We start from the raw sequence: 26,804 nt of genomic DNA, 5'->3' as shown, positions 1-26,804 counted from the left end.
AAGGCCCCAGTTAGGAAACAGCCTAAATAAGAATTATTTAAATTTACTAAACACAATATTAACGCGAAAAAACACGATTTAATACAATGGTCAGTAATATTAATTTCGATTAACCTTAATACGTTTTAATAGTAATTATAGATTAACTATAGATTATTTTTATTTTTATTTGATCGTTTACTTGTATTTAATCATGGGCGGATAAATTGATCTCGTGTTCGGGAGCAAATGAGCCGTTAATTCGGTACCCGATACGAAAATGGTTCACTTGCTTGTAAAATCTAACCAGGAGAAAATCACATGACCAAGTTCTTCAATCGCTTTGCCAAGGACGAATCCGGCGCCACCGCCATCGAGTATGGCCTGATTGCCGCCCTGATCGCTGTTGCCCTGATCACCGTTCTGGGCACGCTCGGCACCAACCTCAACACCACCTTCGGCAGCATCGCCGCCAAGGTGTAAGCCACTAAAACGGCTTAAAAGATAAGAATTCCAATTCTTACCAATTGACCTGGCGCAGGCCGCAGACGAGCCATTGTCTGCGGCCTGTCCTTTTTGGCGATCCGTACATGAGGCCTGGAATGAGTAAAGCACAGTTATTCCCGCGCTTTCTTCAGGATGAAAGCGGCGCTACCGCCATTGAATACGCCATGATTGCCGGCCTGATCTTTCTGGCCATCGTCACATCTATTCACTATTTCACCGATTCCGCGGCGGCACTCTATAACACCATCGGCAGCGCGGTCACCAAAGCAACAAACTAACAGACCGGATAAAACGGTGCTTGAGGAATAGCATATCCTTAACCCGCCCCTGATAGCCTGCCCTCGTTATTCACTGCCAGGGTTCTGTCTTCCGTGTCGATCGCCTTCCTGCTTGCCTGTCTTTATCCCCTGGCCCTGATCTGGGCGGCGGTTTCCGATCTCACCACCATGACCATTCCCAACCGCCTGACCATTGGTCTGGCGGTCGTTTTCATGCCGGTCGCTCTGCTGATGCATCTTGGCCTTCAGGGCTGGGGCATTCATCTCGGCCTCGGCCTGGCCGGGCTTGTGCTCGGCATGACCCTCTTCGCCTTGCGCTTCATGGGCGGCGGCGACGCCAAGCTGATCGCCGCGGCGTCTCTTTGGTTGGGTTTTGAGGGCTTCATAGCCCTGATTGTCTATACGGCGATCTTCGGCGGTCTGTTAACCCTGGCTCTCCTGGGCCTGCGCCGCTTTTTCTCCCTCTATGCCCCGAAACTGCCGCCCTGGCTCGGCCAGCACCTGGAACCGACAACCGGCATTCCCTACGGCATCGCCATTTGTGCCGGCGGGATCGCCGCCATCTGGCGCAGCGACTTCCTCGGCTTTCTGGTGCCTCATTGAGCGAACGCCTGATCGACTCAAGGCTAAATCTTCAAAATTTAACGAATATTCAGACCGATGCGGTTTCTTTAGGCGAACGTTAACTAACCTTAAGCGAAGATTCCGCATCAAAATGATTCACTGTTCTGGTCCAGGCCTGCCCGCCAGAAGCCCAGGGGAACCCGGTAGATGAAAACGTCACGTTATGCTGTTATCGGTCTTGCGGCCATCGCGGCACTGATCCTGGCCTTCCTGGTCCGCGGCATGATGGCTGGAAATGGTGCGCACAAGGCCGAGGCCTCAGTGCAGGCGCCGCCGGCCCAGCCGACCGCGCGCGTGCTCGTGGCGACGCGCGACCTGGCCCCCGGCACCCGTATCACCGATTCCGATCTCACCTGGCAGGACTGGCCGGTCAATACCCTGAATAAGGCCTATATCGTCGATGGCGGCCAGCCGGCTGCGGCCCAGCCCGCCGCTCAGCCTGCCGGTGCAACACCCGCCGGCAGCGAGGATGCCGCTGCGAAGGGTGGCACGGTCGCCGTCAAGAAGCCCGGCAGCGAGCTGATCCAGGCGGTGGCTGACAAGGTGGCCCCCTCGCCAACCAAGGAAGCCTACATCGGTGGCGTGACACGCGAAGCCATCCTCGCCAATGAGCCGATCATCGATTCCAAGGTCGTCCGTTCCGACGAAGGTGGCTACATGGCCGTCATGCTCAGTCCCGGCATGCGCGCCCTGGCCGTGCCGGTCAGCGTCGATAATACCGCCGGCGGTTTCATCCTGCCCGGCGACCGCGTCGATATCCTTGTCACGCACCAGACACCGCGCACAAATGGCAGCGGCACGATCGATTCAGTCCAGCCGGTATTGCGCAATATCCGCGTGCTCGCCATTGACCAGCAGGTCAGTGTCGAAGAAGGCAAGCAGAGCGTGATCGGCGCCACCGCCACCCTGGAAGTGTCTCCGGCTGATGGTCAGGTCGTGACCCTGGCCAAGGCCTCAGGCACCCTGTCCCTCATGCTGCGCTCCTATGCCGATGCCTCGGGCCCTTCCGGCGCCGTGGCCGCCGCCCCCACCGGCGCCGGTGATAAGTCCGTACGTATTTTCCGCCCCGACCAGACCACAGAGGTAATGGTATCCCGATGAGCAGACCTCCTCACAGCTCACTGAAAAACCCCCTTCTGGGCGGTCTTGTTCCAGGCGGTTTGGGCCTCCTCGCCGCTGCCAGCCTGTTCTGGGCCGCTCCCTCCTGGGCCGGTCCAGCAGGCTATTCCGTTGGCGCCAGTGGCGGCCTTCAGGTGCAGACCCAGGCGCCGGTCAAGACCCAGGTTCTGAATCTCCCCAAGGGTCGTTCGGCCGTCATCGACCTGCCGGTAGACGCCAGTGACGTTTTTGTTTCCAACCCCGCCGTCGCAGATGCCGTACTTCGTACGCCCCGGCGCATTTTTGTGCTGGGCGTTGCCTCCGGTCAGTCGGACGCCATATTCTTCGACGGCATGGGTCGTCAGATTCTAAACCTGTCGATCCGCGTCGATACTTCGACCGATGGCCTGGCCGATGCTGTAGAGCGTCTGTTCCCAGGCACCCATGTCGAGGTTCAGAGCCTCAACGGCCACATCATCCTGTCGGGCATGGCGCATGACGCCGGCGAATCCGATCAGATCAGCCGCCTGGCCGCCAGCTATGCCGACAAACCGGAAAACGTACTCAACCTGATGACCATTGCCGGCAAGGATCAGGTGTCACTCAAGGTGCGCATCGTCGAGGTCAACCGCAGCTCGCTGAAGCAGCTCGGCCTGTCGACCTCCATCACCTACAATAACGGCACAAACTCCCTGTCTTTCGGTCGCGACAACTCCTTCAGCGTCAATGGCGGTTACCAGGGTAGCCAGGGTCTATGCTACAGCCAGACCAGCAACCCAAGCACCGATGCCTGCCTGGAAGCCTTCGAGCAGGTCGGTCTGGCCCGCACCCTGGCCGAGCCGAATTTGACTGCAGTCTCCGGCGAATCCGCCAAGTTCCTGGCGGGCGGTGAATACCCCGTCCCGACGGGTGAAGACGACCAGGGCCGGGTGACCATCGAATTCAAGCCTTACGGCGTCGGTCTCGGTTTCACACCGGTCGTGCTATCCGGCGGGCGTATCGCGCTCAAGATTTCAACCGAAGTTTCCGAACTCACGAACACCGGGGCCTATACCGTTTCCGGTGGCGTTACCGTTTCCGCCCTCAGCGTCCGCCGCGCCGAGACCAGTGTTGAGATGCAATCCGGTTCGTCCCTGATGATCGCCGGCCTGCTGCAATCGAAGGTAAAGGAATCCATCGGCTCGATGCCGGGCCTGACGTCTCTTCCCATCATCGGCTCGCTGTTCCGTTCGCGCGACTTCCTGAACGACGAAACCGAGATGGTCGTGCTGGTCACGCCCTATATTGTCGACCCGACCCATCCGGGCGCCCTGCAAACCCCGGCCGATGGCCTTCAGGCCGCTTCGGACCTGAACGCGACCTTCATGGGCACGCTCAACAAGATCGTCAAACCCGCCGCCAGCACCGCCAGTGGCGATGCTCCTCCCCCTCCGCCGCAAGCCTATGGCGCTCCGGTCGGCTACGTGATCGAATAGGATAGCGCAGATGATATCCAAATCCTTTGCAATCAAATCCCTGGCGATCGCCGGACTGTGCGTGACCACGGGCCTTGGTGGTTGCGCCACCGATTCCGGCAAGACGGACGGCGTGGCTTTCAACGTGCCAACCCCCACGGAACAATATCCGCTTCAGGCCCAAACCCTGACGAAGACGGTCAACCTGCGCATCAATCCGAACGGCCTCTCGACCAACCAGCGCACCGCGCTCGACCAGATGGCTGCAGGGGCCAGCTGGAAGGGCGGCGAACCGGTTGATATCGAGATCATCACCAGTCCCGACCCGGCCGCTATCGCCGCCGGTCAGGAGGTGGGCGATTATCTTGTCGCTCACGATGTTTCGGCCACCAGCCTGTCCCAGGGGAGCGAACCCAGCCAGCCGGGCGATATCGTGACGCTGAACATCGTCACCTATCGTGCCCGCACCTATGCCTGCGGCCAGGCATGGGAAAACCTGGCGGCGACCCGCAACAATGCACCGTACCAGAACTACGGCTGCGCCGTGTCCTCCAACCTGGCGGCCCAGATCGCGGACCCGCGCGATCTGCAGACGCCCAGAACGGCGACTTCGATCGATATGGGTCGACGTTCGGCGGTTCTGGAGAAATACCGCAAGGGTGAAGTCACGTCTTCGGCGAAGGATGACGAAGCCAACGGCAAGATTTCAGACGCGATCAAGTAAATGCCCGGTTCATCGGGCGAGTATATTCTGGCAAGCAAGGCAAATCATGGCAAATCCCGCCAAACATAGCGATCCATTCGACAGCCTGGACGACCTGGATGATGAATTCGTCGATTACGGGTCCGCACCCGAAACGACGCAACCCGCGTTTTCAGGCTCCACGACCCGAACAGACGATGGCTTTACCGCCGACAGCTTTTCGTCGTCCGCCACGATGCGCGATCCATTCGCCGATGAGTTTGAAGACGAACCGGCCGATCTGCAACGCCAGGCGCTTTCCGCCGCATCGGCAGCGCCTGCCGCGCCCGCGCCCCTGAGCCTGCGCGAGCCTGCCGGTTTCCACAGCGGGCATGGCCAGGACGATATCGGTGCGATTTCGATTCCACGTATCGCCATCCATTTCTTCCCGGACAGCGAAGCCTCCGTTGCTGCCTGCGATACGGCGGCGCTCGACCGCCGCATGAGCCGCGCCCAGTGCCTGGTCCGCCGCGGCGGCATGATGGAGGCCATCGAAACCTATCGTCACGAACCTACACCATCGCTGATTATCGTTGAAAGCGATTCGCGTGGCCGTGACCTGCTTGATCAGCTCGACCAGCTGGCCGAGGTCTGCGATTCGAATACCAAGGTCGTTGTCATCGGCGCGCACAACGACATCTCACTGTACCGCGAGCTGATGCGCCAGGGCGTCAGCGAATACATGGTGGCGCCGGTCCAGCCGCTGCAACTGATCAAGGCAGTCGCCACGCTTTACAACGATCCGGAGACCCCTTTCGTTGGCCGCACCATCGCCTTCGTCGGTGCACGCGGCGGCGCGGGCTCCTCATCGATAGCTCACAACTTCGCCTATAATCTCAGCGAAGGCATGCTGTCTAACACTGTTATCGTCGATTACGATCTGCCGTTCGGCACAGCCGGCCTCGATTTCAACCAGGACCCACTGCAAGGTATTGCCGAAGCGCTGAACGAACCCGAGCGTCTGGACTCGGTGCTGCTCGATCGCATGCTGGCCAAGTGTACCGAACGCCTGTCGCTGTTTTCTGCTCCGGCCGTACTCGACCAGGACTATACCGCCGACGAAGAAGCCTATGAGGAAGTGACGCGCAAGGTGCGCGCCGCCGCTCCCTATATCGTCATGGACCTGCCGCACGTCTGGACGCCGTGGCTGAAAGCGAATCTGATCGCCGCCGACGAGGTGGTGATCATCGCCACGCCGGACCTGGCCTCCTTACGCAACGCCAAGAATATCATCGACCTGCTGCGCCATTCGCGCCCGAACGATGCTGCGCCCAAGCTGGTGCTGAACCAGACCGAAATGCCGGGCCGCCCGGAAATCCCGGTCAAGGACTTCACCGCCGCGCTCGGCATCGAGCCCTGCTGCCTGATTCCCTTCGACGCCAAGCTGTTCGGCCAGGCCTCCAACAATGGCCAAATGCTGGCCGAGGTGGCGCCGACCGGCAAGGTCGCCGATGCCCTGGGGCAGCTGACGGCCCGCATCACCGGCCGCCAGCCGGAACCGAAGGCCAAGAAATCATCCTCGCTGTTCGCCGGCCTTTTCAAGAAGTGAGATCCTGAACCGTGTTTGGCAAGCGCCCCACCGAGTTGTCGAAAAATCCGGCCCCGTCCGCCGCGCAAAGAGTCACCTCTGACGCGGAGACAGGTTCGGGTCAGCGCGCCCAGACCAGCCCTTCGGAGATTCGCAATCAGGCTCTGAGCAAGATGGGCGCCGCACCGCCGCCCGCCGCCGCCGGATCGGACATCTCCACGCGCCCGCAGACCCTTGAAGGCAAGGGACCTGCCGCAGGAGGCAGCCGCAACGCTCTGCCGGAACTGTCGCAGGAAAAGTGCGTAGGCGGCAGTGACAAGGGGACGGCTCAGGCCAAGCTCGCCAAGGGCCTGGAACAGATGAACCAGGCGCAGGCGGTCACCGAGATCGTCCGCGAGCAATCGGACTATTATCACGCCACCAAGATGGCGATCTTCAACGCCCTGCTCAATACGATCGATCTCAGCGCCCTGGCCTCGCTCGATCACAAGGCGGCGTCAGAAGAAATCCGCGACATCGTCGCCGAACTGGTGGCAATCAAGAACGTCTCCATGTCGGTGGCCGAGCAGGACAACCTCGTCCAGGACATCATCAACGACGTTCTGGGCTATGGGCCATTGGAGCCTTTGCTGGCGCGCGACGACATCGCCGATATCATGGTCAATGGCGCCGCACGCGTCTTTATCGAAGTCGGCGGCAAGGTCCAGCTGACCAATGTGCGCTTCCGCGACAACCAGCAGCTGATGAACATCTGCCAGCGCATCGTCAGCCAGGTCGGCCGCCGCGTCGACGAAAGCTCGCCGATCTGCGACGCCCGTCTGCCCGATGGCTCCCGCGTCAACGTTATCGCCCCGCCGCTGGCGCTCGATGGCCCGACCCTGACCATCCGGAAGTTCAAGAAGGACAAGCTGACCATGCGCAACCTGGTGGAGTTCGGCTCCATCAGCCCGGAAGGGGCGCGCGTGCTTGGCGTTATCGGCGCCTCGCGCTGTAACGTGCTGATTTCTGGCGGTACCGGTTCCGGCAAGACCACCCTGCTCAACACCATGACGGCCTTCATCGATCCGACCGAACGCGTCGTGACCTGCGAAGATGCCGCCGAACTGCAACTGCAGCAGCCGCACGTGGTGCGCCTGGAAACGCGCCCGCCCAATCTCGAAGGCCAGGGCACGGTCACCATGCGCGACCTGGTCAAGAACTGTCTGCGGATGCGCCCTGAACGTATCATCGTCGGCGAAGTCCGCGGCCCGGAGGCATTCGACCTTCTCCAGGCCATGAACACCGGCCACGACGGTTCGATGGGCACGCTTCACGCCAACTCGCCGCGCGAAGCCGTCTCCCGTCTCGAATCCATGATCACCATGGGCGGCTACGGCCTGCCCTCGCGCACCATCCGCGAAATGATTGTCGGTTCCATCGACCTGATCATCCAGGCCGCCCGCCTGCGCGACGGCTCGCGCCGCATCACCCATGTCACCGAGGTGTTGGGCCTGGAAGGCGATGTTATCGTTACCCAGGACCTGTTCATCTATGAAATCGAGGGTGAAGACAAGCAGGGCAAGATCATCGGACGTCACCGTTCGACCGGCATCGGCCGCCCGCGTTTCTGGGACCGCGCCAAATATTACGGCCTTGAGCGTGAGCTCGCCGAAGCCCTGGACGCAAGTGAGTAACCCATGCTTATGACCCTGCTGATCGCCTTTCTGGGCTTCGTGATCATCGCCAGTCTCGGCTTCGCCTTCACCGGTGGCGGCGGTGGCGGCTCCGCGGCGCTGACCAAGCGTACCCAGACCATCGGCATGGGCACCAATACACGTTCGCGCCAGCGCCAGAAGACCCAGGCCAAGACGCCGGAAGAACGGCGCAAGCAAATCACCGAACAGCTCAAGGAAGCCGACAAGCGTGAACGCAAGGCACGCCTGACCCTGCGCGCCCGCATGCTGCACGCCGGCATCACGCCGGATGTGCCGAAATTCTGGATGTTCAGCGGTATACTGGGTGCGGTTGTCTTCTTTATCCCTTTGCTGGCCCTGGGAAACATGCCCTTCCTCGCCCGCCTGGCTATTGCGGCCGGTGCGGCCTTTGTGGCCGCCTATGGCCTGCCACGCTGGGTGCTCAGCATGATGGCGGGGCGACGCATCAAGAAGTTCACCGAGGAATTTCCCAATGCCATGGATATCATCACCCGTGGCATCAAGTCAGGCCTGCCCGTGCATGATGGGCTGAAGCTCGCGGCCAGGGAATGTTCGGCGCCGTTGGGGCCTGAATTCCAGCGCCTGGTCGAAAATGTCGGGGTCGGCATGTCGCTTGACAACGCTCTGGAGAAGATGGGCGAAAACATGCCGGCGCCGGAGCTGCGCTTCTTCGCCATCGTCATCTCCATCCAATCCAAGACCGGCGGCAATCTGTCCGAAGCCCTGGGTAACCTGTCAAGCGTGCTGCGCGCCCGCAAGATGATGCGCGAAAAGATCAAAGCGCTGTCGTCTGAAGCCATTGCCTCCGCTTCGATCATCGGCGTGCTGCCGCCCGGTGTCGGCACCATGATCTCGATCGTACGTCCGGCCTATATCGCACCGATGTTTACGGACCCGCGCGGACAGCTGATGTTTCTGGGCGGCGCGGTATGGATGTTCATGGGCATCATGATGATGCGCAAGATGATCAACTTCAAGTTCTAGGGGGGCGCCATGACCGATTTCGCCGCCTTCATCATGAACCCGGGCAACCTGGTCTTCATCTTCGTCGCCGTCCTGGCTTTTTTCAGCCTTCTCACGCTCGGCCAGAGCTTTACCAGCGGCCAGCAGCTCGACAAACGCATGAAGTCGGTGGCCACCCGCCGCGAGGAACTGCGTCGCCTGTCGCGCCAGACGGTCAAGGAAGGCGCCACCCTGCGCCATACCGACACCAGCCCCTACCGTGCCCTAGTCGAGAAACTGAACCTCAAGACCCTGCTGGAAGATCCCAAAGTGGTCGATAGCCTGGCTATGGCCGGCTTTCGCGGCCCGAAACCTATCTCGACCTTCTACTTCTTCCGTTTCGCCATGCCTTTTGCACTGGGTGCCATCGCTGCCTTCGAAATGTTCGTGGTCGATATTGGTCACTACAGTTTCCAGATAAAGATGCTGATCACGGTCGCCGCTTTCGTTATCGGCTTCTATGCACCCAATATCTATATCCAGAACCTGGCTGCCAAGCGCCGCACATCCATCATGCAGGCCTTTCCGGATTCGCTCGACCTGCTGCTGATCTCGGTCGAGGCCGGTATGTCGATCGAAACCGCCCTGCAGAAGGTGGCCGCAGAACTTGGGCCTTCTTCCATCGAGCTGGCGGAAGAACTGTCGCTCCTGGTCGCCGAACTCTCCTACCTGCCCGAACGGCGCATGGCCTATGAGGGCCTGGCCAAGCGCACAAACCATCCTGGCATCAAGGCCGTCTGTACCGCCATGATCCAGGCAGAAAAGTACGGCACCCCGCTCGGCACCGCCCTGCGCGTCATGGCCAAGGAAAATCGTGAACTGCGCCTCTCGGCCGCCGAAAAGAAGGCCGCCGCCCTGCCGGCGCAATTGACCGTGCCGATGATCGTCTTCTTCCTGCCGGTGCTCTTCCTGGTTATTCTGGGGCCGGTCATACTGCGCATCACCGACATGCAGAAAAAGGATCATGCTGCGCCAGTCATCAATGAACGCCCGGTAGACAAGAAGTAAGACGCGGGGTCAATGACCTCACACCTCATTCGTTCATGCAGCAAAAAGGCCCTCTGATCGAGGGCCTTTCAGGTTATCTCACTCTGACAGATTAAGGATGCAGGGCCAGAGAATGATTCATGACCCTTGCGCCTTAATGTTCTACTGACAGGCGAGGCATTCCTCGTAGTCTGTCTTCGGCGTATCCATCTTTTCGACGGCTTCCTTGATATCGCTGCCGGCGTGCGAGGCGCGCTGCACCGACTTCGAGCGGAGATAGTAGAGCGACTTGACGCCCTGTTCCCATGCAGTCCAGTGCAGCATGTGCAGGTCCCACTTGTCGACATCGCCCGGCAGGAAGATGTTCAGCGACTGCGACTGACAGATTTCCGGCGTGCGGTCAGCGGCCAGTTCGACCACCCAGCGCTGGTCGATTTCGAAGGCGGTCTTGAAGACGTCTTTTTCATCCTGCGACAAGGCGTCGAGATGCGAAACCGAACCTTCGTGCTCGACGATCGAGTTCCACACTTCGGTCGTATCGATGCCCTTCTCAGCCAGCAGCTTCACCAGGTACGGGTTTTTGACGGCGAAGGAACCTGACAGGGTTTTGTGGGTATAGATGTTGGCCGGAATCGGCTCAATGCCCGCCGAGGTGCCGCCGCAGATGATCGAGATCGAAGCGGTCGGGGCGATAGCCAGCTTGTGCGAGAAACGCTCCATTACACCGCGCTCCTCGGCATCCATGCAGGCGCCACGTTCTTCCGCCAGCTTCACCGAAGCCTTGTCGGCTTCGCGGCGCAGGTGCTTGAACAGGCGCATGTTCCACGACTTGGCCATGGCCGATTCGAAAGCCACACCCTGGCTCTGCAGGAAGGAGTGGAAGCCCATCAGGCCGAGGCCGACCGAGCGTTCGCGCATGGCGGAATAGACCGCATTATCCATCGAGGATGGGGCGCACTGGATGAAGTCTTCCAGCACGTTATCGAGGAAGCGCATGATGTCTTCGACGAAGCCCGGCTGATCGCGCCATTCCAGGAAGGTCTCGGCATTGACCGATGACAGGCAGCAGACGGCGGTGCGGTCGCGGCCCTTGTGGTCGATGCCGGTGTGCAGCATGATTTCCGAGCACAGGTTCGATTGCTTGACCTTCAGGCCGAGTTCGCGCTGGTGCGCCGGCATGGAACGGTTCACCGTGTCGGAATAGATGATGTAGGGCTCGCCGGTCTGCAGGCGGATTTCCAGGATCTTCTGCCACAGCGAACGCGCATCGACGAAGCGGACGATCTCGTCGTTCTTCGGCGAACGCAAGCCGAACTGGGCGCCGTCACGGACAGCTTCCATGAATTCGTCGGTGATGCCGATACCGTGGTGCAGGTTGAGCGATTTGCGGTTGAAGTCGCCCGACGGCTTGCGGATCTCGAGGAACTCTTCGATTTCCGGGTGGAAGATGTCGATATAGACGGCGGCCGAACCGCGACGCAGGCTGCCCTGCGAAATGGCCAGGGTCAGCGAATCCATGACGCGGATAAAGGGGATGATGCCCGACGTTTGTCCGGCGCCCTTGACCTTTTCACCGATCGAGCGGACGCCGCCCCAGTAGGTGCCGATGCCGCCGCCGTTCGAGGCCAAGGCGACGTTTTCGTTCCATACCGAAACGATGCCTTCGAGATTGTCGGGCACGGCATTGAGGAAGCAGGAGATCGGCAGGCCGCGCTTGGCGCCGCCGTTCGAGAGGACGGGCGTGGCAGGCATGAACCACAGGCGCGAGATGTAGTCGTAGATGCGCTGGGCGTGCTCGGCATCGTCGGCATAGGTGGTGGCCACACGGGCGAACATGTCCTGATAGGTTTCGCCCGGCATCAGGTAACGGTCGTCGAGCGTGGTCTTGCCGAAATCGGTCAGCAGGGCATCGCGCGACGGATCGGTCACGACCTTGCTGACGAGCTTGAATTCGGTGCGCTCTTTCGGGCGCACGGCCATCTGGGCCCGGCCGGCCACTGCAGACACTTCACGCTTTACGGCTTCATTCGCTGACATCGTCACTCTACCCTTGAATCGAAATGCTCCGGACCCGGAGCTACCCATATGGGAGGCGTTAACAACTATATCTAGTGTCTGCGCCACCCCGCCCGTCTATATAAGGGGCCATAGAGCGGGATTTTCGTCAAGGATCAAGTCGATGTTTTGGCGAACTTTTTCGTTAATAACCTCTTAAATTTTCGCTTTTTCCATACCGCTCAAAGGTTTGCAGATGTGACACAAAAATTCGCCCGACGGACGAAAGCTGTGCACGAATCGTCAGACGGTCTGAGCGGGGGTTTCGGAGAGATAGCGGTCAAGTTTATTGTGCCGGTCCACGAGCACGACACTGGGGATAATCGGCTTGTCCGTCAGCTCGAAACCCATGATGATGATCTGCTCCGACTCATTGATCAGGTGCGCCGCCGCTCCATTCATGGCGATGACGCCGGAATCGCGCTCGCCCTTAATGACATAGGTCTCAAGCCGGGCGCCTGATGTATTGGAGACCACCAGAACACGCTCCCCTTCCCACAGGCCGACAGCCTCCATCAGCGCCTCATCTATGGTGATGGAACCGATATAGGCCAGGTTGGCCTCGGTGACATAGGCATTATGGATTTTGGACCGCAGGAGGTGACGCATATTAAGCACTCGGCATGGGCAAATGGAGCGTGCTTATGCGCGCACCGTCCTCTTCGGGTCAAGACCGCTTAAACCGCTGGGCTCAAGTGGGCAGGTTCAAGCGGCCGGCCCCTTGCGCCGCGTCTGGGACGGTGATTCGCCAAACAGCTCGGTATAGTATTGCGCGAAGCGGCCGGCATGTGGAAAGCCGTGATCGGCGGCCACCTCGGCGATTGGCCGGGTGTCGGTGGAATCGCTCAGAGCCTCGCGGGCCATTTTCAGCCGCACAGTGCGCAGGTATGTGTGGGGCGTCACGTCCAGATGCTGGCGGAAGCTGGTTTCCAGGGTGCGGACGCTGATATTGGCTGCCCTGGCCACAGCCGACATGCTGGGATTGCGCCGCGCCTCGCGATGCATGTAATCGCGTGCGATCCGCAGGTAATTCGGCATGGGGCCGGTCTTGTTGGCCTGCATGCGCTCGCTGTAACGATGCGGAATGCTTTCCAGCAGCAGATGGCTGAAGGTTTCCACCAGGCGATGCTGCAGCGAGCCCGACATATCGCGACTCTGGGCGGTGAAGGCATCCGAACACAGGGTCTCGACCAGGCGCGACAGGACGCGCGCCTTGGGCGTGGCCAGATCGATCACCGGTCCCAGGTGCAGGTCACGCTCGACTGGCATCTGCAGGATGTCGAACAGGAAGCGCTGCACCCACTGATAGGACAGTTTGACGAGATAGACCTCGCAGGTCTCGCCATCGACCGCGTGGGAAATATGCGTCTCGGTGATCGGCTGATAGATGAAGGCGTGTCCCGCCTCAATCTTCTGCGTCGGCTTGTTGTGATGCTGCAGGGACAGAGCCCCCCTGGCCGGCATAACGATGACCACATCATGACTGGGCTCAGTCTGTAACTGCACAAAGCCGGAGTTCGAAATCAGCCGCGCCATGACAGCATGCGGCGCGCCCTCATCGTGCGGTTTCAGAACACCGAGATACATCTGCCAGGTAAAGTCGGGACCGTCCTCATCACGATTACAGCTCCAGTCAAAGAATTTGCAGATATTCTTCTGGAAACTGTCGAAGTCTTTACCTTCGCATTGCCAGGTCTCGATGAAATCCAGAGGATTGCCCTGCATGCGGTTCAATTCCAACCCGTAATCAGTCATCTGGCACCTCGCCAGAGTGAATCGGTAAGGAAGTAAATCAAAAGCACCTCCCTTGAAAGGGAACGGCTATCCGATAATAAACCGGGAAGGCCGTATTGCGAAAAAAACGTCTAGTCTTTCTGAATAATCCACAGAGCCATTAAGTACAATTCGCTAGACGATCCTCATTTGGCTGCTTTTTTCTAAATTATCCATAAATCGAGACCGTTTGTCCGAATACCGTTATCGATATCTACAATATACTCAAATTCAACAAATATAGAAAAATATTATATTCCACAGATATTAATACACCGGACTTGAGGCCAGATAATGACTTACCGTTTCCTTATAAAATAACATCGATCTCAGGGAACCCGTCAAACATAGCAAGGCTGAAGACCGGCCGTCATATGAATTGCAAAACCATCAGCTATGGGCTATAGGCCGCCACTTCTGAATACCCTCCCCATCGCACCGTCTGGGGGATAGCGGGTAAATGACGGGCGTCCACCTTTACCCACCCCGAACCGGGGCGCTTCTCAAAGGAACGCAAATGAACGCTGATACCCCCCAATCCAACATGAAGGCCCAACTGCTCGCCGAAACAGTCGAGCACGTTGACATTACTTCTTATGACGCGCGTCCGATCATCGACTCGATGCGCAAGATGAGCTTCTCGTCGCGCGATACCGCCCGCGCCGCCGACATCTTCAACATGGCGCTGGCCGACAAGGGCTGCTCGCCCTGGCTGATCCTGGCCGGTTCGACCTCGGCTGGCGGCTGCATGCACGTCTATCGCGACATGGTGAAGTTCGGCATGATCGACGCCGTGGTCGCCACCGGCGCCTCGATCGTCGACATGGACTTCTTCGAAGCGCTCGGTTTCAAGCACTATCAGGCCGCCGGTCCGGTGGACGACAACGTGCTGCGCGACAACTATATCGACCGTATCTACGATACCTATATCGATGAAGAAGAGCTGCAGAACTGCGACCACACCATCCTCGAAATCTGCAACCAGCTCGAGCCGCGCCCCTATTCGTCGCGTGAATTCATCTGGGAAATGGGCAAGTGGCTGGCCGCCGGCAACGCCAAGAAGGCGGGCTCGCTGATCCAGACCGCCTACGAAGAAGGCGTGCCGATCTTCTGCCCGGCTTTCGTCGACAGCTCGGCCGGTTTCGGCCTGGTCAAGCACCAGAAGGAACGCATTGCCGCCAAGCAGCCTTACCTGACCATCGACGCCGTGGCCGATTTCCGCGAACTGACCGACATCAAGATCGCCGCCGGCACCACCGGCCTGTTCATGGTTGGCGGCGGCGTGCCGAAGAACTTCGCCCAGGACACAGTCGTCTGCGCCGAAATCCTCGGTGTCGAAGCCGACATGCACAAGTATGCCGTCCAGATCACCGTCGCCGATGTGCGTGACGGCGCCTGCTCGTCCTCGACGCTGAAGGAAGCCGCTTCGTGGGGCAAGGTCTCGACCACCTACGAGCAGATGGTCTTCGCCGAAGCCACCACTGTGGTGCCGCTGATCGGCTCCGACGCCTATCACCGTGGCGCCTGGCAGGGTCGTGAAAAGCCACGTTGGGCAAAACTGTTCGCCTGAGGCCAGCAAAACCCCGGCATTCGCAATTTTATATTCAAAAACGCGTGATGCCGGGAATTTATCCCGCGAAAAGCGAAGCGTTCTTGCTGCAACGCACTAGCATTTTTCGTGTAAAGTATTAAGTAAGGCACTCAGGCTATAACTCACTTGTTGAGTCGGGCCTTAAGCCCTATAGCTACAAGTTCGTCACCGGGATCATCCCCCCCCTCGAAACCGGTGGCATGCGACGGAGACCATTGCCCCCCAATGGTCTCCGTTTTGCGTTTTGGGGCCATCGTTCACCATCAAGGCCCCACTGGCGGTTTGCGTTTTGGGGATCATTGCCCCCATCACGGTCTCACTTCCCCGCTATCAGCAAAACTATGAAACGGCCGCCGCGCTTCATCGCTCAGGGCAAAAATTAACTCGGCCTTAAAATCCGTTAACCATTTAAATACCTGATTTGGCTAAAACTTGCCGTATGACCACACCCATCCGGCCCTCCCTCGCCCAGATGCTGAACCCGCAAGGGACAGCCTCCGCCAAGCCCGCCACCACCGAACAGACGGGCGGCTTCAGCAATGCGCTTGCGGCGCAGAAGGCCTTTTTCCAACAGGTCACCACGCCGAAAATCACACCGGCCACCTATACGGCAGCCGAAGTCGCCCGAGCGACTGCAACCACGGCCCCGGTCACATCCCAGACAGCGGCAACGACCACGACCGACGTCAATCAACCCCTGCGTCGTCCCGGTTCCTACCTGAATATTGTCGTCTGATCTTCGGCGGGCAATATTTCCCTTAAATCCTCAGCAAGTCCATTGCCTCCATAAAGGCCTTGCGTTATCGAGAACATGTGCGGCGCACTCAAGACATGAGTCCTGCCGGCTGATCAGTTTTGAGGAATAAGATCATGGCGAATGTGGTCACGGTTTTCGGTGGTTCAGGCTTTGTGGGCAAGCAGGTGGTGCGCGCCCTGGCGAAAAAGGGCTGGCGCGTCCGTGTCGCCGTTCGCAATGCAGTCCTCGCCTACGACCTGAAGCCGCTTGGCGAGGTCGGCCAGATCCAGGTCGTACGCTGCGATGTGCGTCGCGAAGCCGATATCGCCCGCGCCCTCGAAGGCGCCTCCGCCTGCGTCAACCTTGTCGGCGTCCTGTACCAGACCTTCGGTGTCAGCTTCGACGCCATCTACCGCCAGGCCGCCACCTGGATGGCCGATACCTGCAAGAGCCGTGGCATTCAGGACTTCGTGCAGATTTCCGCCATCGGCGCCAATCCGGACGCCGCCTCGAAATATGCCTCGACCAAGGGCAAGGCCGAACTGGCCGTAAAGAAGGCCCTGCCGACCGCGGTCATCCTGCGCCCCTCAATTATCTTCGGCGCCCAGGACGGTTTCTTCACCTCGCTGGCCGGTCAGATCAAGACCTTCCCGATCATGCCGGCCATCGGTGGCGCCAAGAACAAGTTCCAGCCGGTCTATGTCGGCGATGTCGCTTCGGCCGTCGCCCGCACGCTCGGCAATCCAGCCGCCTATGGCCAGACCTACGAACTGGGCGGCCCGGAGGTCTTCACCTTCAAGGACCTGATCCAGTATGTCGGCGAAGAAGTCATGAGCCCGCGCGCGCAGGTCTGGATGCCGGTTGCTATTGCCCGCCTGATTGGCATTGCCGGCGATATCCAGGCCGGCCTGAAGGGGCTGCTGCCGGTGCTCCCCGCGCCACTGCTGACCACCGACCAGGTGCTGCTGCTCGCCACCGACAATGTGGTGGCCCAAGACGCCAAGGGTCTGAAGGATCTCGGCATCGCCGCCACCGCCGTCGAATCGATCGTGCCGACCTATCTGTGGCGTTTCCGCAAGAACGGGCAGTTTGCGGTAACCGCTTAATTTGTCACGGAATTTAAGTGCCTTGCCTGATGAGCGCATAGCACTTCCTTAACTATAACCGCGTTACCTCTCTATCAAGTCGCGTACTTGATAGAGGGTGCTGTTATGAAACTGTCCATCGGCCACAAGCTGTTCGCCGCTTCCCTTGTCTTTGTCATCGCCATGGGGGCGTTCATCATCGGGGCCTGGGGCAGTCTGGAACACCTGCGCAAATTGCAGGACAACGGCATGTCGCTGGTGCGCGTGGCGTCTTCGGCCGAAAACCTGTCCAGCCAGGGGGCGGCGCTTTACCAGATCATCGCCGACGGCGAAATCAACCACGAACTGGGCCAGACCCGCACCGACTGGCAGTCCGAAAAAGCCCGGACTGAGCGTCTTTTCACCGACCTGCGCGGACAACTGACCCAGGCTGACGACATTGCGCTGCTGGATGACGCCAAGGGCAAATACCAGGCCTATGTCGATCTCTTCGAGCAGAAGATGCTGCCGGCGCTTGACGCCAGTACGGAACTGACGCCGGATATTCGCGCCCTGGATGGTGAGGTTGATGCCGCGTGCGTGGAAATGGTGGCGCCGCTGTCAAAGCTGGCCGCGCAGGCCCGCAAGGAAGCCACGGCCTCGGATGCCGCTTTCGATACACTCTCCGGCCAAGTGCTGGCGATCGGTACAACCATCGGCCTGCTGGCCCTGCTCATCGGCGGTGCGATCAACTTCATCATCGTCCGCCACATTTCCGGCCCGCTGAAAACCCTTGCGGAGTTGCTGCATAAACTGGTCAGCGGTCAGGAAGTGACCAGCGTGCCGCATGAGCAGCGCCAGGATGAGGTCGGCGAGATCGCTCATGCCGTTTCCGCCTTCAAGGACAATATCGCCGCAATCAAACGCCTCGAAATCGAGCAGCGGGATGCGCGTCTGAAGCTGGAACGTGACAATGAGAATGCCCTGCAGGTATTGAAGAGCGCCGAGGCCTTCGAACGTCAGATCAAGGCGGTGGCGTCGCGCGTCGGTCAGACCTCAACCGATCTCAACATGGCCGCCAACAGCCTGGACCAGGCAGCGCGCGACGCCGACCAGCGCTCGGCCTCCATGGCCAGCGCCACATCGCAATCTTCCAGCAACATGCAGACGGTCGCCTCGGCCACCGAGGAGCTGTCAGCCTCGATCAATGAAATCAGCCGTCAGGTCGAGGAAACGACCCTGATGACCCAGGCCGCCACGGAGCAGGCGCACAAAACCACCCAGACGGTCGACAATCTCTCCCAGGCCGCCGCCAAGATCGGCGAGGTCGTGGCACTGATTCAGGACATCGCCGCACAAACCAACCTGCTGGCCCTGAACGCCACCATCGAAGCCGCGCGCGCCGGGGCAGCCGGGGCCGGCTTCGCGGTCGTGGCCGGCGAGGTGAAGAACCTGTCGGCCCAGACCTCGCGCGCCACCAACGAGATCCGCGAACATATCTCCTCGATGCAGGTGGTGACGGAAGAGACAGTCGATGCCATCCGTTCGATCAGCCATACCATCGAGCGCATCAACGGCGTGACCACTTCGATCGCCGCCGGCGTGACCCAGCAGACGGCCGCCACGGCCGATATCGCCAGCAATGTGGCTCAGGTGGCCAGTGGCGCCGATACGATCAACAGCGATCTGATTCAGGTGTCACGCGCCTCGCAGATCACGACAGAAAATTCAGCCCTGGTGCTGCAGGGCGCGGACAGCCTGGGTGAACAGGTCAAGGCGATGTCGGACGAGGTCGACAGCTTCCTGGAAATGATCCGAATGAAGGACGCGGCCTAAACTTATGGGGTTTGGGGCCTGCGGCCCCAAGTCTTCTCTCTTTCCAATAAAAAACCCGGTCCAAAAGACCGGGTTTTTTATTGGAACAAGGTAAGGTTTGTGGGGTCACGGACCCCAAACCCCATAAGTTTAAGCCGCGTGTGCGAAACCGAACCACCACACCAGGCCAGCCACGCCGACCACGACGCGCCACAGGGCGAAGAAGCCATAGCCGCGCTTCTGCACGAAGCTGATGAACGGCTTGATCACCACAAGCGCCGACAGGAAGGCCACCAGGAAACCGATGGCGATGCTGCTGTACTGATCGGAGGTCAGTTCCTTATGGCTGTCAGCGAATTCAACCACGAAAGCGCCCAGCATGGTCGGGATGGCGAGGAAGAAGGAAAACTCGGCGCCGGCAGTCTTGTCCACCTTGGCCACCATGGCGCCGATCAGGGTCGAACCCGACCGTGACATGCCGGGAATGATCGCCAGGCACTGGAACAGGCCGATCAAAAGCGACGTCTTGATATCCAGCTTGGCGGAATCGTGATGCACCGGCTTCGGCGCATACTTATCGACCGCCCAAAGCGCCACACCACCGACAATCAGCGCACAACAGATCAGCGGTATATTATCGAACAAGGCGCCCAGAATGCCCGATTTCTTGACGACTACACCGATCACCACCGCCGGGAAGAAGGCCACCAGCACGCTGATGGCAAACCGGCGCGAGTCGGCCGAGGTCGGCAGGGTAATAACCGCCTTGAACAGACGGGCAAAATAGAGCACGACCACCGCCAGAATGGCGCCCAACTGGATCATGACAGTAAAATTGCCGCCCGGGTCGCTGAAGGCCATCAGCTTTTCAGCAATCAGCAGGTGCGCGGTGGATGAGACCGGCAGGAACTCGGTCAGGCCCTCGATGAGACCCAGTATGGCGGCGAGGATATTATGCATGGAAATCCCTTGAATATAGGGATTTCTTAGAGCACTTCCCCTGCCATGCGCAATGGCAATTATTCCGCGGCCAGACCGCTCTCTTCCGGATGGATGCCGATGTAGCGCAGGCGGGCTTTCGGTGAAGCACCCGTCTGCATCTGCTCGATGGCATGGGCCAGCCAGCCGGCGCTGCGGCCGAGACCGTAAAGCGTCATCGGCGCCTCACGCGGCAGGTCGAGATGGCGGCCGATCAGAGCCAGAGCCAAGGACATGCCGACGCTGCGGCCGGTCAAATCTTCACCCACGCGCAGGATGGTCTTGAGGTCCTCGCCCATATGCGGCGCCGCCTCGATCAGATCATGCGCCCGCAGGGTTTCCGAAGGCGAATGCTCCTTCTCGAAGCCCGGCAGTTCCAGACCCTTTTCCAGCAGGCCCTGCGCCAAAGCCAGCGGATTACCGTGGCGGCGGACCTGGGTGACATAGGATTCGGCGCGTGAAATGCGCCCGCCCAGCTTCGGGCTGGTCAGGGTGGCGAAACCGGCCATCAGCGGAATGGCCAGCGGCCCCATGGTCGCGGCAGCAGTGCGCACGGCGAGCGTGGCCTCGTCCAGGCTGGTATCAGCCGATAGCACCAGGGCACGGCGAAGCAGGTCGACATCCTTCAGGTCATAAACCTTCCAGGCGCGCGCCAGGCGCTGGTGGAAGAACAGGCGCGGCCCACCATTGGTAACCGAATCGAACATCTCGTTTAGCAGGCTGGCCGCCTCGGTATTCAGGTCGCGGTCCGGATTGATCTCGGCCAGCGCATCCTCTTCCAGGCGGCGGCTGAGCATGGACAGCACGCGGGTGCGCGGACCGCCGGGAAAGTTAACGTCCGGGCGCGGCTTCAGCGGCCCAAAGGGATTCTGGCTGTCGGTGCGCCACAGAAGCGCCGCCACGGCCTCGAAATTCTCGGACTGGGCCAGCGAGACCAGATCGCGGCCACGGACATAGTGATGACCGTGATAGGTGATGGCGACTTCGGTATCGATCGCCGCCTCACCGCGCATGATGGTGCCGCCGACCAGGCTGCCGGCAACATGCGGTTTCGCCGGATGATGATGGGTGCGGGCGGTACGGCCCGGCGTGCGGCGCGACAGGCGCTCGACATCGTCCAGCGCATAGAGGCTCAGGCGCGGATGCGTAGGATCGCTCTTGGCGGCGATACGCTGACGGCTGACATAGGCGTAGAGGGTTTGCGGCTTGACGTCGAGGCGCTCAAGCGCTTCCGTTCGGCTGATCCAGACTCGTGACATGGGCATCCTGCTCAAAAAACGAAACCAAAACCGGGGCAATTATCAAGATTGATTATTGCACGTTTGCACGCTTGAGACCGGACGCCAATACACATTCACACTTTGTTAACATGTTTTTTTGACGAATCCCGAGTCAGGATGCGCAGGCGAAAATCTCGGAGGCCAATAGGGCCAAAATGGGACCACAAGCAGGCCTTCCTGCGGCTTTGCAGGTACACGTCAAAAGTGCTAAATCAATTCAATGACATCCGCTTCCTCGAAATCCTTCCCCGCCCTGCCCGGACAAAAACTGGTTCTGCTGGCCAGTACCCTGTCCGTCGTTACGGCCTGCGTCATGGTCGTGATGAAGGGCATCACCCTTTATCTCTCCGGCTCTCAGTCCGTTCTGGCCTCGCTGGCCGATTCCGGGCTGGACCTACTGGCCTCGCTGATCACCTTCGGCGCCGTGCGCTATGCCAAGGCGCCGCCCGACAAGGAGCATCCGTTCGGCCATGGCAAGGCCGAGGCCTTCAGCGCCCTGTTCCAGGCCGGGCTGGTTTTCGCCTCGGCCGCCCTGGTCATGCAGTCGTGCTTCCACAGTCTGCAACACCCGGAGCCGGTCCGGCAATCCGGACTGGCCATCGGCGCGCTGATCCTGTCGATCGTCCTGACCCTGGGTCTGGTCTATGTGCAGAACCTGGCCCTGAAAAGCAGCCAGTCGGTGGCGGTCTCGGCCGACCGGATGCACTATGTCACCGACCTGGTCAGCAATGGCGTGGCCCTGGTCGGTGTCATTCTGGCATCTCTCGGCTTCGGCTTCATGGACGCCGTGGCCGGTTTCCTGATGGCGGCCTGGTTTGTCTGGGGCGCCATCGGCGTGCTGCGCGAAGCTTCTGACCACCTGATGGACCGCGCCCTGGCCGATGACGATGTGGCGCGGATCGCCGCCCTGATCGGCGATGACGAGCGCGTATTGGGCGTTCATCAACTGCGCACCCGCCTGACCGGCCCCTATATTCAGATTCAGGCCCATGTCGAGATGGACCCGGCCCTGACGCTCGATACGGCCCACCAAGTCATCATTGCCGCCGAAACGCGCCTGCTGGCCGCCTTCCCCAATGCCGATATCCTGATCCATCCTGATCCCAAGGGTAAGGCCGAGGCGCATACCAATGTGTTCTCGGGCGGCGTTTTCAGTGCAGAAGGCCCAACAGACTTTGACTTGGTCACGCCGAATAAGGCATAGATGACACATGACCGCCTACACCCGCCAGCTCTACCATTTCGCCTTCGATCCGCATTCGCGCATGGTGCGTCTGGCGCTGGGCGAGAAGAAGCTGGCCTTCGAGGAAACCCTGGTGCGCTACTGGGAGCCGGACGATTCGTTCCTCAAGCTCAACCCCTCCGGCCTGCTGCCGATCCTGGTGGAAATGCCGGAACAGGAGTCAGGCGATCAGACCCATCGCATCTGCGAGGATCGCGCCATCATGGAGCACCTTGAAGAAGCCTATCCCGATATCCGCCTGTGGCCGCAAAATATCAACGAACGCGCCGAGGCGCGCCGCCTGGTCGGCTGGTTCGAGCGCAAGTTCGACTATGAGGTCAATGCCCTGCTGCTGCATGAAAAGATGGAAAAGCGGCTGATGGGCGGCGGCGTGCCCGACATCCCCACCATGAAGGCCGGCCGCGAAGCGCTGCGCGATCACCTGCGCTATTTCGAAAGCCTGCTGACCGCGCGCAACTGGCTGGCGGGACACACCCTCTCCTATGCCGATTTCGCCTGCGCCGGACAGCTCTCGATCCTCGACTATCTCGATGAGATCAACTGGTCGCGTTATCCGCACCTCAAGACCTGGTACATGGTCATGAAGTCGCGCCCCTGCTTCCGCCCGCTGCTCAATGACAAGCTGCCGGGCGTGGCGCCTTCGGCACATTATAAAGAGCTCGACTTCTGACCATGAAAGATCTGGCCGCCCTCATCCGGCAGCAGGCCTTGGATCTCGGTTTCAGCGCCGCCCGTTTTGCTGCCCTCCCCGATGTGTGGGCGGCGTCTGAGCGCTTGCAGGTGTTTGTCGAAGCCGGATTCCATGGCGATATGACGTGGATGGAGGAAACGCTGGAGCGCCGCAAACATCCGCAGAATATGTGGAGCGGCGCGCAATCGGCCCTGGTGCTCGGCTATAATTATGGCCCGGACAGCGATCCCCTGACCCTGCTGGCCGAGACCGATACGGCCAATATCAGCGTCTATGCCCGCGGCGATGATTATCACGACCTGATCAAGAAGAAGCTCAAACAGCTGGCAACCTGGATCGTGGGTCAAACCGGCTGCGAACTGAAAGTGTTTGTCGATACGGCCCCCCTGATGGAAAAGCCGCTGGCGGCGCTGGCCGGTCTCGGCTGGCAGGGCAAGCATACCAATCTGGTGTCGCGCGAGTTCGGCTCCTGGCTGTTTCTCGGCGTCATTCTGCTCGACCGGGTCATTGAAAGCGATACGCCCGAGCGCGATCACTGCGGCTCCTGCCAGGCCTGCCTTGAGGCCTGCCCGACCGACGCCTTCGAAGGCCCATACCGGCTGGATGCCCGCAAGTGCCTCTCTTACCTGACCATCGAATTTCGCGGCCCGTGGCCGGAACCCTTTCGCCATGCCATGGGCAATCGCATCTATGGCTGCGACGACTGCCTGGCCGCCTGCCCATGGAACAAGTTCGCCAGCGCGACGCACGAGATCAAGCTGCAAGCGCGCGAAGGCTTCGAGGGCCTGAAGCTGGCCGATCTGGCGGGGCTGGATGATCCGTCCTTTCGGACACTGTTTTCAAAATCACCCATCAAGCGGATCGGGCGCGACTCCTTCCTGCGCAATGTCCATTATGCTCTAGGAAATCATTTCAAAAATTCCGGTAATATAGAAACAAAAGCGGTATTATTACGCAGCCTGCGCGATGAGAGTGCGATCGTGCGCGGCGCGGCAGTCTGGGCGCTGAAGCAGGGGGTGAGCGCGATGGATTTCGCAGAGATGCGAGCGCAATATGCCTCTTCCGAAACGGATAAAGCCGTGCAAGAAGAATGGCAGGCATGACCTTTTCCCTGATCACTCTCAGCTATCGTTCCGGCGACACTATAGAGCGCTGCCTCTCCGCGCTGGCGGCGCAGGATGCCGAGATCATCCATGCTGATAATAGCGGCGATCTCGACATGGCCGCGCTGGCGGCGAAGTTCCCCACGGTTCGCCAGATCGCCAACCCCGTCAATTTCGGTTTTGCCGTCGGCATGAATCGCGCCGTGGCGCAAAGCACCGGCGAATGGATCGGCCTGATCAATCCGGATGCGTTTGTCGATGCCGGCTGGCTCGATGCCATGAAGGCGGCCATCACCGCCCATCCGGATGTAAGGATTTTCACCTCCCTGCAACTGGATGCCGGGCAACCTGACCGGCTCGATGGTGCCGGCGATGCCCTGACCTTTTTCGGCTTCCCCTATCGCGCCGGCATCGGCCACAAGGTGCCGGCGCAGATGGAGATCGCCGAGGTCTTCAGCCCCTGCGGCGCCGCCATGCTGATCCGCCGTGATCTGTGGGAACGCTTAAGCGGCTTCGACGAGAACTTCTACTGCTATTGCGAGGACGCCGACCTCGGTTTCCGCGCGCGGCTGCTGGGAGAGCACTGCCTGTTCGTACCGAAGGCCGTGGTCAGCCATATAGGCTCGGCCTCCCTCGGCGTACGGTCGGATTTCGCCCTCTACCACGGCTATCGCAATCGCCTGTGGCTCTATCTCAAGACCATGCCTCTGGCGCTGCTGATCCTGACACTGCCGTTTCACATTGGTCTCACCTTGCCCGGCGCGACAAAGGATACGCTCAAAGGCAAGGGCCATCTGGTTTTCCGCGCTCTGCGCGATGCCTGGCAGGGCTTAAGACCAATTCTCGAACATCGAAAACTTATTCAGAAAACGCGACAGATAGGCTCTTTACGGCTTGCCAAAAGCTTGACATGGAACCTCCTGAAAATTGCCCGCCGTGATATCGACCACAGGAAACTGACATGACCCTCGATACCCTGAAAACCCAGGCCGCCGCCGACGCCAACCTCAAGATCGTTGACCAGTTCACAGCCGATTCGGATCGCCTGTCGCGCATGAGCCTCGATGTCGCCGGCATCTTCGTCGATGTCTCGAAGCAGAGCTGGTCCAAAGCCGGTTTCGAAGCCGCCATCGCCGCCGTAGCATCATCGGGCATCGCCGAAGCGCGCGAAAAGATGTGGACTGGCAAGGCCATCAATGTCTCCGAAGATCGCGCCGTGCTGCACGTCGCCCTGCGTGACAATGACGCCGAAAACCAGCGCCTGCGCGGGTCGGAAATCACCTCGGACGTCAAGACCGCCCGCGACGCCATGAAAGCTTACGCCGACGGTATCCGTTCGGGCGCCATCACCGGCGCCACAGGCAAGGCCTTCAAGACCATCATTCATATCGGCATCGGTGGTTCCGACCTCGGTCCGCGCCTCGTCTGGCACGGCCTGACTCCGCTCAACCCGCAAATCGATATCCGCTTCGTCGCCAATGTCGATGGCTCCGAACTGGCCCTGGCCACGGCCGGCCTCGATCCGGCGGAAACCCTGGTCATCGCCGTTTCCAAGACCTTCACCACCCAGGAAACCCTGGCCAACTTCCTGGCTGCGCGCGACTGGCTGATCAAGGGACTGGGCGAGGAAGGCGCGAAGGCGCATCTCGCCGCCGTTTCCGCCGCACCCGACAAGACCGGCGCCTACGGCATCCCCGCGGATCGCGTTTTCGGCTTCAAGGATTGGGTCGGCGGCCGCTATTCGCTGTGGTCGGCGGTTTCGTTGTCGGTGATCATTGCCGCCGGTTACGACGTTTATGAGCGCCTGCTGGCGGGTGCGCATGAAATGGACCAGCACTTCCTGACCGCGCCCCTGGAAAAGAACGCACCCGTTCTGCTGGCCGCCGCCCAGCTCTATAACCGCATCGGCCTGAACCGTCCGTCTCGCGCCGTCATTCCTTACATCCACCGCCTGCGTCGCCTCGCCGCCTTCCTGCAACAGCTGGAAATGGAATCGAACGGCAAGCGTACCTCGCCGACCGGTGAACGGCTCGATACCCAGACCTGCCCGGTCGTCTTCGGCGATGAAGGCACCAATGCCCAGCACGCCTTCTTCCAGATGCTGCACCAGTCGGAAGACATCGTGCCGCTGGAACTGATCGCCGCCGCGACCAATGCCGAGGCCTCGACCGACATGCAGCAAAAACTGCTGTCGAACGTCATCGCCCAGGGCGAAGCCTTCATGGTCGGCAAATCGCTGGAAACCTCGGAAGCCGAATGCCGCAAGCTCGGTTTCGATGACGCCAAAACCGCCCAGATCGCCCCGCAGAAGGTCTGCCCCGGCAACAAGCCGTCGACCACAGTTCTGCTCAACGAATTGACGCCGGAAACCCTCGGCGCACTGCTGGCCCTGTACGAGCACAAGACCTTTGTCGAAGGCATCGTTATGGGTCTGAACAGCTTCGATCAGTGGGGCGTTGAGCTGGGCAAGACGCTCGGCGTCAATGTGCTGAAGGATATTCAAGGGTCCGAAATTGCCGCGCACGATCCCTCGACCACGGCGCTGATCAAGCGTATCAAGGGGTAAGACGAAGGCCCCCAAG

24 protein-coding genes are annotated in these 26,804 nt (G+C 60.1%); 19 read left to right on the top strand and 5 right to left on the bottom strand.

Features of this window, described 5'->3' with window-relative positions:
- The first annotated feature begins 300 nt into the window (after positions 1–300).
- The 10 genes from QM647_RS05605 (at position 301) to QM647_RS05560 (ending at position 9,914) form a co-directional block, all read left to right on the top strand.
- Positions 301–462, top strand: coding sequence for a Flp family type IVb pilin (locus QM647_RS05605; protein WP_414994488.1), 162 nt, complete (start codon positions 301–303; stop codon positions 460–462).
- A gap of 119 nt (positions 463–581) precedes the next feature.
- Positions 582–764, top strand: coding sequence for a Flp family type IVb pilin (locus tag QM647_RS05600; protein ID WP_414994487.1), 183 nt, complete (start codon positions 582–584; stop codon positions 762–764).
- Positions 765–857: 93 nt separating this feature from the next.
- Positions 858–1,367 carry an A24 family peptidase gene (locus tag QM647_RS05595; protein ID WP_414994486.1) on the top strand — a complete coding sequence of 170 codons (510 nt, stop codon included), beginning with the start codon at positions 858–860 and terminating at the stop codon, positions 1,365–1,367.
- A 168-nt stretch (positions 1,368–1,535) separates the two neighbouring features.
- Positions 1,536–2,489 (top strand): Flp pilus assembly protein CpaB, encoded by a 954-nt coding sequence (gene cpaB / locus QM647_RS05590; RefSeq protein WP_414994485.1) that lies wholly within the window; start codon positions 1,536–1,538, stop codon positions 2,487–2,489.
- Positions 2,486–3,961 (top strand): type II and III secretion system protein family protein, encoded by a 1,476-nt coding sequence (locus QM647_RS05585; protein WP_414994484.1) that lies wholly within the window; start codon positions 2,486–2,488, stop codon positions 3,959–3,961. The genes cpaB and QM647_RS05585 overlap by 4 nt, the downstream gene beginning before the upstream one ends.
- A gap of 10 nt (positions 3,962–3,971) precedes the next feature.
- Positions 3,972–4,664, top strand: a complete 693-nt coding sequence (locus QM647_RS05580; protein WP_414994483.1) for a CpaD family pilus assembly protein — start codon at positions 3,972–3,974, stop codon at positions 4,662–4,664.
- 46 nt (positions 4,665–4,710) lie between these two features.
- A complete protein-coding gene (locus tag QM647_RS05575; RefSeq protein WP_414994482.1) occupies positions 4,711–6,231 on the top strand; it encodes a pilus assembly protein CpaE in 1,521 nt (506 codons plus the stop codon).
- A gap of 152 nt (positions 6,232–6,383) precedes the next feature.
- Positions 6,384–7,883: a CpaF family protein gene (locus QM647_RS05570; protein ID WP_414994572.1), complete on the top strand. Its 1,500-nt coding sequence runs from the start codon at positions 6,384–6,386 to the stop codon at positions 7,881–7,883.
- Between the two features lie 3 nt (positions 7,884–7,886).
- A complete protein-coding gene (locus QM647_RS05565) occupies positions 7,887–8,888 on the top strand; it encodes a type II secretion system F family protein (protein ID WP_414994481.1) in 1,002 nt (333 codons plus the stop codon).
- A gap of 9 nt (positions 8,889–8,897) precedes the next feature.
- Positions 8,898–9,914, top strand: coding sequence for a type II secretion system F family protein (locus tag QM647_RS05560; RefSeq protein WP_414994480.1), 1,017 nt, complete (start codon positions 8,898–8,900; stop codon positions 9,912–9,914).
- A gap of 141 nt (positions 9,915–10,055) precedes the next feature.
- Here the strand turns inward: QM647_RS05560 and QM647_RS05555 are convergent, their stop codons facing one another.
- From QM647_RS05555 to QM647_RS05545, 3 genes are all read right to left on the bottom strand, one after another.
- Positions 10,056–11,930, bottom strand: coding sequence for a ribonucleoside-diphosphate reductase subunit alpha (locus QM647_RS05555; protein WP_414994479.1), 1,875 nt, complete (start codon positions 11,928–11,930; stop codon positions 10,056–10,058).
- 261 nt (positions 11,931–12,191) lie between these two features.
- Positions 12,192–12,557: an aspartate 1-decarboxylase gene (panD, locus tag QM647_RS05550; RefSeq protein WP_414994478.1), complete on the bottom strand. Its 366-nt coding sequence runs from the start codon at positions 12,555–12,557 to the stop codon at positions 12,192–12,194.
- 96 nt (positions 12,558–12,653) lie between these two features.
- Positions 12,654–13,703 (bottom strand): AraC family transcriptional regulator, encoded by a 1,050-nt coding sequence (locus tag QM647_RS05545; RefSeq protein WP_414994477.1) that lies wholly within the window; start codon positions 13,701–13,703, stop codon positions 12,654–12,656.
- A 535-nt stretch (positions 13,704–14,238) separates the two neighbouring features.
- Here QM647_RS05545 and QM647_RS05540 point away from each other — a divergent pair.
- The 4 genes from QM647_RS05540 to QM647_RS05525 all read left to right on the top strand — a co-directional run bounded on the left by QM647_RS05540 (position 14,239) and on the right by QM647_RS05525 (position 18,948).
- Complete coding sequence (locus QM647_RS05540) at positions 14,239–15,291, top strand: 1,9-bis(guanidino)-5-aza-nonane synthase (protein WP_414994476.1); 1,053 nt, start codon at positions 14,239–14,241, stop codon at positions 15,289–15,291.
- 460 nt (positions 15,292–15,751) lie between these two features.
- Positions 15,752–16,048 carry a hypothetical protein gene (locus QM647_RS05535; RefSeq protein WP_414994475.1) on the top strand — a complete coding sequence of 99 codons (297 nt, stop codon included), beginning with the start codon at positions 15,752–15,754 and terminating at the stop codon, positions 16,046–16,048.
- A gap of 134 nt (positions 16,049–16,182) precedes the next feature.
- Positions 16,183–17,154, top strand: a complete 972-nt coding sequence (locus tag QM647_RS05530; RefSeq protein ID WP_414994474.1) for a complex I NDUFA9 subunit family protein — start codon at positions 16,183–16,185, stop codon at positions 17,152–17,154.
- 105 nt (positions 17,155–17,259) lie between these two features.
- Positions 17,260–18,948: a methyl-accepting chemotaxis protein gene (locus QM647_RS05525; RefSeq protein WP_414994473.1), complete on the top strand. Its 1,689-nt coding sequence runs from the start codon at positions 17,260–17,262 to the stop codon at positions 18,946–18,948.
- Positions 18,949–19,077: 129 nt separating this feature from the next.
- Here QM647_RS05525 and QM647_RS05520 read toward each other — a convergent pair whose 3' ends face one another.
- Positions 19,078–19,887, bottom strand: a complete 810-nt coding sequence (locus QM647_RS05520) for an undecaprenyl-diphosphate phosphatase (protein WP_414994472.1) — start codon at positions 19,885–19,887, stop codon at positions 19,078–19,080.
- A gap of 59 nt (positions 19,888–19,946) precedes the next feature.
- Positions 19,947–21,164: a citrate/2-methylcitrate synthase gene (locus QM647_RS05515; RefSeq protein ID WP_414994471.1), complete on the bottom strand. Its 1,218-nt coding sequence runs from the start codon at positions 21,162–21,164 to the stop codon at positions 19,947–19,949.
- 241 nt (positions 21,165–21,405) lie between these two features.
- Between QM647_RS05515 and QM647_RS05510 the strand changes: the two genes are divergently transcribed.
- Genes QM647_RS05510 through pgi form a run of 5 tightly spaced genes read left to right on the top strand, consistent with a single transcriptional unit; the run spans position 21,406 to position 26,788 of the window.
- The gene (locus tag QM647_RS05510; protein ID WP_414994470.1) at positions 21,406–22,389 is read left to right on the top strand and encodes a cation diffusion facilitator family transporter; all 984 of its coding nucleotides are present in this window, start codon (positions 21,406–21,408) and stop codon (positions 22,387–22,389) included.
- 7 nt (positions 22,390–22,396) lie between these two features.
- Positions 22,397–23,098, top strand: coding sequence for a glutathione S-transferase family protein (locus tag QM647_RS05505; protein WP_414994469.1), 702 nt, complete (start codon positions 22,397–22,399; stop codon positions 23,096–23,098).
- Between the two features lie 2 nt (positions 23,099–23,100).
- The gene (gene queG, locus QM647_RS05500; RefSeq protein ID WP_414994468.1) at positions 23,101–24,222 is read left to right on the top strand and encodes a tRNA epoxyqueuosine(34) reductase QueG; all 1,122 of its coding nucleotides are present in this window, start codon (positions 23,101–23,103) and stop codon (positions 24,220–24,222) included.
- Positions 24,219–25,187 (top strand): glycosyltransferase family 2 protein, encoded by a 969-nt coding sequence (locus QM647_RS05495; RefSeq protein ID WP_414994467.1) that lies wholly within the window; start codon positions 24,219–24,221, stop codon positions 25,185–25,187. Before queG ends, QM647_RS05495 begins: the two co-directional genes overlap by 4 nt.
- Positions 25,184–26,788, top strand: a complete 1,605-nt coding sequence (pgi, locus tag QM647_RS05490; RefSeq protein ID WP_414994466.1) for a glucose-6-phosphate isomerase — start codon at positions 25,184–25,186, stop codon at positions 26,786–26,788. The genes QM647_RS05495 and pgi overlap by 4 nt, the downstream gene beginning before the upstream one ends.
- The last annotated feature ends 16 nt before the right edge of the window (positions 26,789–26,804 follow it).

Origin of the sequence: Asticcacaulis sp., from assembly GCF_047605585.1 — a bacterium.
In the GTDB taxonomy this organism is placed as follows: domain Bacteria; phylum Pseudomonadota; class Alphaproteobacteria; order Caulobacterales; family Caulobacteraceae; genus Asticcacaulis.
The sequence above is the reverse complement of the archived record's forward strand: the minus strand, read 5'-3'. Positions and strand labels throughout refer to the sequence as shown.